Below are 7,545 nucleotides of genomic sequence, written 5' to 3'. Positions count from 1 at the left end.
GAAGTCCTGACCGATCGCGCGGATCATCTCGGCGAAGGCGGCGCTTTCGGCCTCTCCGACCTCTTCGCGGCGACCGACATCGTGCATCTCGTACATCAGGCCATAGAGGGCCGGGCGGGCGCGGACGAAGGCGAGATAGGCCATACCGGCGGCTCGAAGACCGCTCACCTCGCCGCGGGCGTCGGCGGCGGCGTGAAGGGCCTCAGCGAGGTTGCGGAACCCCTCCACGGCCAGGCCGGCCAGCAGGGCGTGCTTGTCGGCATAGTGATAATAGACGGTGCCCAGGGCCACGCCGGTCCGCCGGGCTATGGCGCGCAGGCTGAGCGCCGAAGCGCCCTCAGACTCCAGCAGGGCGCTGGCGGCGGACGAAAGCTGCGAGCGGACATTGCCGACGTGATAGCTGCGCCGCCGAGCCAGAACCGCTGAGGTCGTTGCTGTCGTGCCCATCCGTACTCCGGCCCATCCGAACTCGAAGGATGTCGCGTGAACAGCGGTAACCTAAGCCCATTGACGCCACGGCGCCCAAACAAATGCGCCGGCGCGGCTGTCCGTTCTAGCTGAAGCTGGCGACGGCCGCGCCGAGGACGGCGACCAGGTCGGCCGGGGCGATCTGGATCTGCAGGCCCCGCTGGCCGCCATTGACGAAGATCTGAGGGTGATCCAGGGCCGCGGCCTCGACCAGGACCGGGCAGGCGCGCCTCTGACCGAGCGGGCTGATCCCGCCCACCTTGTAGCCCGTCATGCGTTCGGCCTTGTCCGGCGCCATCATCGCCGCCGACTTGCCGCCGGCGGCCTGGGCCAGTCGCTTGAGCGCCGCCTCGCGATCCGACGGCAGGACGGCGCAGACCGGCTTGCCGTCCACCAGGGTCATCAGGCTCTTGAACATGATCGCCGGATCAACCCGCAGGCTCAGGGCCGCGTGCCGGCCGATGCTGTCGGCGCCGGGATCGTAGTCGTAGGTGTGCAGGCCGTAGGCCACGCCGGCGCGGTCAAGGACCCGGGTGGCGGGGGTGACTTTCGACATGGGCCGGCGATTGGACCGGCCGCGGGCCGCGGTCAAGTCCGAGACGCGTCTGGGCCGGCGCCGCCCCAGGCAGGCGGGCCTGGAACAGGGTGGGGGCGAATGAGGACTGGGGCGCGGACCGGCTCACCGGCGACCACCCTTGACCGTACGCAGGGCCGGCCGCGGCGTGGGCGCCTGCCAGAGTTCCTCCTCCCAGGCGTCCTCCCACCAGGCGCGGCTCGACTGGGTCTTGCAGCGCAGGGGGGCGTCGTCGATCACCCGCACCACCTCGGCCTCGGCCTCGTCCCAGACGACCGCCAGGTCCAGGCTGCGGGCGGCCTCGGCGCCGTTGAGCCGGCCGGCTTCGCGCAGTTCGGCGGCCCGGTAGGGCGAGAGGGACCGGCGGACCCGCTGGGGGCCCAGACGCGTCTCCAGATCGGCATGGGTCAGGACCGCGGCGATCAGATCGGCGCCCGGAGCCTCCGGTCGCGCCGTCAGATCAAGCAGCGGCGCCGGGGCGGCGGCGCGCTGGCGGGATGGGCGGGTCTGGCGGTGGGCGGCGGGCATGGCGATCTCCGTTCCTTTCGACACCCTGGACCCTAGGCTCATCATGCGTCAGAATCGGACGTAGGTTTCGGAGCCACCATGCGACACGAGAAGGCCGCCCAGCTGCTGGACCTGGCCCGCACCCTGGCCAGCACCGCCGAGGGGCTCACCCTGGATGAGATGGCCGAGGCCGCTGGCGTCGGTCGACGCACCGCCGAGCGGATGCGCGACGCCCTGCGTGAGCTGTTCCCGCAGTTCGAGGAGATCGACGACCCGCCCACCCGGCGCTTCCGCATTCCCGCCGGCCTGGACGGCATCTTCCAGACCCCGGACGCCGAGGAGCTGGGGGCGCTGCGGGCGGCGGCCGAGCACTTCCGGGCCAGCGGCGGGGCCGGACGAGCGGCCGCGCTCAGCCGGTTGGAGGCCAAGGTGCTGTCGGCCATGCGCGCCCCGGCCCGCCGACGGCTGGCGCCCGACCTGGAGGCGGTGCTGCAGGCCGAGGCCATCGCCGTGGCCCCGGGGCCCCGGCCGTTCGAGGACGAGGCGGTGCTGCGCCAGGTGCGCGAGGCTATCGTCAGCCTGCGCCGGCTGGCCTTTACCTATATGGGCGGCAGCACGCCGGGCCGGGTGCGGGAGGTCAGTCCGCTGGGCCTGCTGTTTGGCCGCAGCAACTATCTGGTGGCCGCCGAGGGCGAGGGCGGCGAGCCCCGCACCTGGCGGCTGGACCGGCTGGCCGAGGTGCGGGTGCTGACCGCGGCGGCCACGCCGCCGGCCGGCTTTTCCCTGGCCGCCTTCGTCGATCGCAGCTTTGGCATCTACCAGGACGACGTGGAAGATGTGCGGCTGCGGATCCGGTCCCACGGCGCCGAGGAGGCGCTGGGCTGGCGTTTCCACTCCACCCAGCAGGCGACGCCTCAGCCCGACGGCTCGGTGCTGGTCGCCTTCCGGGCCAGCGGCATGCGGGAGCTGGCCTGGCACCTGTTCAGCTGGGGCGACAAGGTGGAGATTCTTGGACCGCAGAGGCTCAAGGACATGATGGCTGAGCAACTGAGCTTGGCCTTGCGCGCTCATCAGGCTTAAGCATGGACCTCCGCCTTGGGAGCCCCCAGCAGCTTGCCTGATCGTTTCGCCGCCTTTTCCTGGTTCCGCCCGCCCCGCGGGCCAAGGCCATGACGGCTGGTCTGTCAGCCGCCGTCGGCGCCGCCATCCGGCGCCTGCGCCACGCCCGGGGCTGGACGCTGGCCGAGCTGAGCGCCCGCGCCGAGGTTCCCCTGTCGAGCCTCTCCAAGGTCGAGCTTGGCCAGGCTTCTCTGGGCTATGAGGTGCTGATCCGCCTGTGCCGCGCCCTGGAGGTGGACGTCGATCATCTGATCAAGCCGGAGAGCCTGGACTCCGCACCCCAACGCCAGCCTGGCCGCCGCGCCGTGATCCGGGCCGGCGAAGGCGAATCTCGCGACATCGGCGGCGTGGCGGGCCGGGCTGGCGCAACCGACCTGCTGCGCCGGGATTTTACCCCGGTCGTGCTGGACGTGGTCGAGGGCCAGCGGACCGGACGCCTGCTGCGAGCCCAGGGGGACGCCTATCTCATGGTCCTGAGCGGGGCCGTGGTGCTGCATTCCGACATCTATGCGCCCTTGAACCTGGGGATCGGCGACGGGGTCTATTTTGACGGCGGCATGGGTTTCGCCCTGACAGCCGAGCAGGGCCAGCAGTCTCGGGTCCTGCTGATCCACCAGGGTGGAAACGTCGTCGAAGACTAGGCTCCTTCGCCCCGCTGGCCGCTGAAGGCGCTGCAGGCAGGGACTCAAGAACCTTTCAGGTCCGCCGCAATCGCTCGGGATCATACCCGCGGGTGATGACCGGCTGCGCTGCATTGCAGCATCTTGCGCTGATTCAAGAATTCTCTTATTAGAGAATTATTCTCCCGATTAACCTTAGATTACGTCGCATCTGAGAATGATGCGAGGAGCCACCCCGCTGTTCCCCCAAGGAGTCCCCGCCGCCGATGCTCGCCGTCCAGCCGCTGCCAGAGCGCCGCATGTCTGAGGCTGAGTCCGCGCGGGCGACCTTTCAGGCTGAAGACGCCGCCACCGTCCTGGTGGTTGACGATTCGCCAGTGATCCGCTTGCTGCTGGGCGATATTCTCAGCGCCGCCGGTTATGACGTTCGTCTGGCTGAGGACGGCGCCCAGGCCCTCGACATGATGAGGCGCCGCCGGCCCGATCTGGTGCTTACCGATCTCAACATGCCCCGGATGGACGGCTTCAGCCTGGTGGCGGCCATCAAGGGCGACTCGGATCTGGCCGACCTGCCCATCGTGGTGATCACCAGCGAAGAGACCGAGGCCAAGCGGGCCCGGGGCCGTGCGCAGGGCGTGGACGGTTGGATCGTCAAGCCGTTCGAGCCGGCCGAACTCCTCGAGGTTCTCTGGCGGCTGGACTTCTAGAGCCTGGTCGCTCGCTCAGCCAGCCTTGCGGCCAGGCAGCGCCACCGACGCGGCGTCGAGACCCGCGGCCCGATCGATCAGAGCCTGCTCCAGGTCTCGCGCCAGTCGGCCCTCGGGCGTGGCCAGGGCCTGAAGCTCGCAGAAGGCTTCGAACAGATCATGCTGCATCGGGTCAGCGACCTGGCGCCTCAGGGCGTCGGCTTCCTGGCGCAGCCCCTCTTCCACGGCCTGGCGGGTTTGCGCAGACAGCACGGCCAGGGCGCTGAGGGTGGCGCGGCCAAGGGCGCTGGCGCGCTGGGCCTCATGATGCAGTTCATCCAGCCGGCGACGAATATCGTCGAGGGCCGCCTCGGGCGGGCCATTCATATCAACCTCAGCACTTTGCGGTGAGGCGCTGCACGGAGCGGGCCGGCGAGACACCTCTCGCGCCCGAGCCAGCGGACAGCGCTGCCTATGGAACTGGTCCCCACCTAGTGACCGAACCCCGTCATGTCAATGTCTGTGCATTTACACCTATTGCAAATGCGACTTGTGTAACTGAGCGGATTCAGGTCACCCTGCAGGCGAAGGGGCCGCATTGTATGAGTGAATCCAAGACCAGCCTCCGGTCTATCGATCCGGAAGCCGAGTTCGGCCTAGATGTGCCGGAGTACTTTTTCTATCTTCTGTTCCAGGCGGTGCGGCGGCGTGACGCGGCGTTTGAACGCGCCCTGGCCGGCCTCGACCTGTCATTGGCCCAGTGGCGCGCCATTTCGACCATCCGGCGCTTTAGGTCCTGCGCCATGTCGGAACTTTCGGCCTTCACCGCCGTGGACCGCACCACCCTGACCCGCAGCGTCGACCAACTGGTCCGTCGCGATCTGGTGGCGCGCCGGACACCGGAAACCGACCGCCGCCAGGTAAGGCTGTCCCTCACCGAGGGGGGCCAGAGCCTCTATGCCCGGGCGGTCGATCAGCTACTGGACTTCAACCGCCAGGCCCTGGCCGGCGTGCCCGCAGAGCGCCAGCGGGATATCGCCCGCGGCCTGGCCGCCGTGATCCGCAATCTGGAGCCCGACAAGACCATGGCCGAGGCGCTGATCCGGTTCGAACCCACCCGCATTCCAGGCCGCAGAGCCTAGCCTGACGCCGTTGGACCGCTGAATTCTGCGACTCTCTCGCAAGACCTGTGGCATGCTTCGGCGATGTCCGCACAGCGCGATCCTGTCGAACCCGCCGAGGAGGCCACGCCTGCGCCGCGCGCCATGACGCCTGTGGCGATTCTGCTCTATCGGGGCCTGGGCATGGCGGCCTTGGGCCTGGGAATACTGGGCGCCTTCCTGCCCCTGTTGCCGACCACCGTCTTTCTGATCATCGCCGCCTGGGCCTTCGGCAAGAGCGCGCCCAAGTTGCGGGCGCGGATGTACGCCCACAGGCGCTTTGGCCCCACCCTGCGGGCCTGGGACGAGCGCGGGGCCATCCCTCCCCGGGCCAAGATCGCCGCCGTCGCCGGCATGGGGATCAGTTGGGGGATTGTCCTGTTCAGCAACCGAGGCCCCCTGGTTCCTGCCCTGGTAGGCGTGACGCTCCTGGCCTGCGCCGCGTATGTGCTCACCAGGCCCTCCGCCTGAACGACGCCGCCAAAGGTCCGAAGCCGGGCGGCCGAGCGCCAAATCGTCGCAGGCGCTTGATCTGGACCCGGCGTCCCCAACATCAGTGGCGTGCGGGCCGGCTCACCCCCACGACGGCCGAAAGGTCGTTTGCCGGCCCCGCCAGGGCGCGCCGGGCGTGAGACTGTGACGCTTCTCTCCCCCCAAGCCCCGTCCGGCTTCCGTCGGGCGCGCCCACCCTGCTTCTTCAGCCTCTGTCTTTAAGGCGGCGCGCCGACGAGGATCTCGCGCTTGCCCGCATGATTGGCGGGGCTGACCACGCCCTCCTGCTCCATCCGCTCGATGAGCGAGGCCGCCCGATTATAGCCGATCTGCAGCCGGCGCTGGACATAGCTGGTCGAGGCCTTGCCGTCGCGGGTGACCACGGCCACGGCGCGGTCATAGAGATCGTCCCCGGAATTTCCCCCGGCCCCGAAGTCATCGCCCCCGCCGCCATCCTCGTCATCGCCGCCGGCGGTGACGTCCTCCACATATTGCGGCTCGCCCTGGGCGCGCAGGAACTTGGCCACGGCCTCGACCTCCTCGTCGGAGACGAAGGGGCCATGCAGGCGGGTGATGCGCCCGCCGCCGGCCATGTAGAGCATGTCGCCCTGGCCCAGCAGCTGCTCGCCGCCCTGCTCGCCCAGGATGGTGCGGCTGTCGATCTTCGAGGTGACCTGGAAGGAGATCCGCGTCGGGAAGTTGGCCTTGATGGTGCCGGTGATCACGTCCACTGAGGGCCGTTGCGTCGCCATGATCAGGTGAATGCCGGCCGCCCGGGCCATCTGGGCCAGGCGCTGGACGGCGCCTTCCACATCCTTGCCAGCCACCAGCATCAGGTCGGCCACCTCATCGATGACCACCACCAGATAGGGCATGGGCTTGGGGTCGATGCGCTCGCTCTCATAGACCGGGCGGCCATTGTCGTCGAAGCCGGTCTGGACGGTGCGCTCGAAGTGCTCGCCCTTGGCCGCGGCCTCCTTGGCGCGCTCGTTATAGGAGGCGACGTTCCGCACGCCGATCTTGGACATCAGGCGGTAGCGGTCCTCCATCTCGCGCACGGTCCATTTCAGCGCGACGATGGCCTTCTTCGGATCGGTGACGACGGGCGCCAGCAGGTGCGGGATGCCGTCATAGACCGACAGCTCCAGCATCTTGGGGTCGATCATGATGAAGCGGCACTGCTCGGGCGCCAGCCGGTAGAGGATCGACAGGATCATGGCGTTGACGCCCACCGACTTGCCCGAGCCGGTGGTGCCGGCGATCAGCAGGTGGGGCATCTTCGACAGGTCGGCGATATAGGGCTCGCCGCCGATGTTCTCGCCCAGCGCCATGGGCAGGGCGAGCGTCGAGCGCTCGTATTCGGGGCTGGCCAGCAGGTCGCGCAGATAGACCGTCTCGCGCTTCTGGTTGGGTAGCTCGATGCCGATGGCGTTGCGGCCAGGCACCACGGCGACGCGGCAGGCGGCGACGGACATCGAGCGAGCGATGTCGTCGGACAGGGCCACCACCCGGGCCGACTTTACGCCCGGCGCAGGCACCAGCTCATAGAGGGTGACCACTGGACCTGGCCGGATCTGGTCGATCTGGCCGCGGACCCCGAACTCGGCGAGCACGCCTTCCAGCAGCTGAGCATTCTGGCGCAGGGCGCCCTCGTCGAAGGCGGCCGCCCGGGGCTTGGGCTTGGCCAGCATTGAAAGCTCGGGCAGCGAAAAGCCGTCGGGCCGCACGAAGTCGAACACCCCCTGGTTCTCGCGGGTCTCACGGGAGGAGTCCCGCGGCGGGGTCTTGGGCGCGCGAATGGCGAGCGGCGGGCTCGCTCCTTCGGCCTCGACCGGCGGAGCAGACGCAGGCGCGGGAGCCGCAGCGGGCGCCGCGCCCAGGGCTTCGGCGGGGATCTCAGCCGCACGGGCGGCGCGCCG

Annotated in this window: 10 protein-coding genes; 5 read left to right on the top strand and 5 right to left on the bottom strand. The window is 69.3% G+C overall.

Features of this window, described 5'->3' with window-relative positions:
• From V7702_RS16080 to V7702_RS16070, 3 genes are all read right to left on the bottom strand, one after another.
• Positions 1-447: TetR/AcrR family transcriptional regulator (locus V7702_RS16080; protein WP_335651093.1), on the bottom strand; the 447-nt coding region annotated here is incomplete at its 3' end.
• Positions 448-553: 106 nt separating this feature from the next.
• Positions 554-1,024 (bottom strand): Cys-tRNA(Pro) deacylase, encoded by a 471-nt coding sequence (gene ybaK, locus V7702_RS16075; RefSeq protein WP_335651092.1) that lies wholly within the window; start codon positions 1,022-1,024, stop codon positions 554-556.
• 123 nt (positions 1,025-1,147) lie between these two features.
• On the bottom strand, positions 1,148-1,570 hold the full coding sequence (locus V7702_RS16070; RefSeq protein ID WP_335651091.1) for a hypothetical protein: 423 nt from the start codon (positions 1,568-1,570) through the stop codon (positions 1,148-1,150).
• A gap of 78 nt (positions 1,571-1,648) precedes the next feature.
• Between V7702_RS16070 and V7702_RS16065 the strand changes: the two genes are divergently transcribed.
• The 3 genes from V7702_RS16065 to V7702_RS16055 all read left to right on the top strand — a co-directional run bounded on the left by V7702_RS16065 (position 1,649) and on the right by V7702_RS16055 (position 3,995).
• Positions 1,649-2,629 (top strand): helix-turn-helix transcriptional regulator, encoded by a 981-nt coding sequence (locus V7702_RS16065; protein WP_335651090.1) that lies wholly within the window; start codon positions 1,649-1,651, stop codon positions 2,627-2,629.
• Between the two features lie 89 nt (positions 2,630-2,718).
• The gene (locus V7702_RS16060) at positions 2,719-3,309 is read left to right on the top strand and encodes a helix-turn-helix domain-containing protein (RefSeq protein ID WP_335651089.1); all 591 of its coding nucleotides are present in this window, start codon (positions 2,719-2,721) and stop codon (positions 3,307-3,309) included.
• Positions 3,310-3,587: 278 nt separating this feature from the next.
• Positions 3,588-3,995: a response regulator gene (locus V7702_RS16055; RefSeq protein WP_335651088.1), complete on the top strand. Its 408-nt coding sequence runs from the start codon at positions 3,588-3,590 to the stop codon at positions 3,993-3,995.
• A gap of 15 nt (positions 3,996-4,010) precedes the next feature.
• Here the strand turns inward: V7702_RS16055 and V7702_RS16050 are convergent, their stop codons facing one another.
• Positions 4,011-4,361 carry a hypothetical protein gene (locus V7702_RS16050; RefSeq protein WP_335651087.1) on the bottom strand — a complete coding sequence of 117 codons (351 nt, stop codon included), beginning with the start codon at positions 4,359-4,361 and terminating at the stop codon, positions 4,011-4,013.
• A 215-nt stretch (positions 4,362-4,576) separates the two neighbouring features.
• Here V7702_RS16050 and V7702_RS16045 point away from each other — a divergent pair, with 215 nt between their 5' ends.
• Together V7702_RS16045 and V7702_RS16040 are read left to right on the top strand one after the other, a co-directional pair.
• Entirely contained in the window at positions 4,577-5,116 is a 540-nt protein-coding gene (locus V7702_RS16045) for a MarR family winged helix-turn-helix transcriptional regulator (protein WP_335651085.1), read from the top strand.
• Positions 5,117-5,179: 63 nt separating this feature from the next.
• Complete coding sequence (locus tag V7702_RS16040) at positions 5,180-5,605, top strand: YbaN family protein (RefSeq protein WP_335651084.1); 426 nt, start codon at positions 5,180-5,182, stop codon at positions 5,603-5,605.
• Positions 5,606-5,844: 239 nt separating this feature from the next.
• On the opposite strand, the gene V7702_RS16035 is transcribed toward V7702_RS16040, so the two are convergent.
• Positions 5,845-7,545 (bottom strand): DNA translocase FtsK (locus tag V7702_RS16035; RefSeq protein WP_335651083.1); only part of this gene is annotated, 1,701 nt, incomplete at its 5' end.

The organism is Phenylobacterium sp. (assembly GCF_036963605.1).
GTDB lineage: Bacteria > Pseudomonadota > Alphaproteobacteria > Caulobacterales > Caulobacteraceae > Phenylobacterium.
The sequence above is the reverse complement of the archived record's forward strand: the minus strand, read 5'-3'. Positions and strand labels throughout refer to the sequence as shown.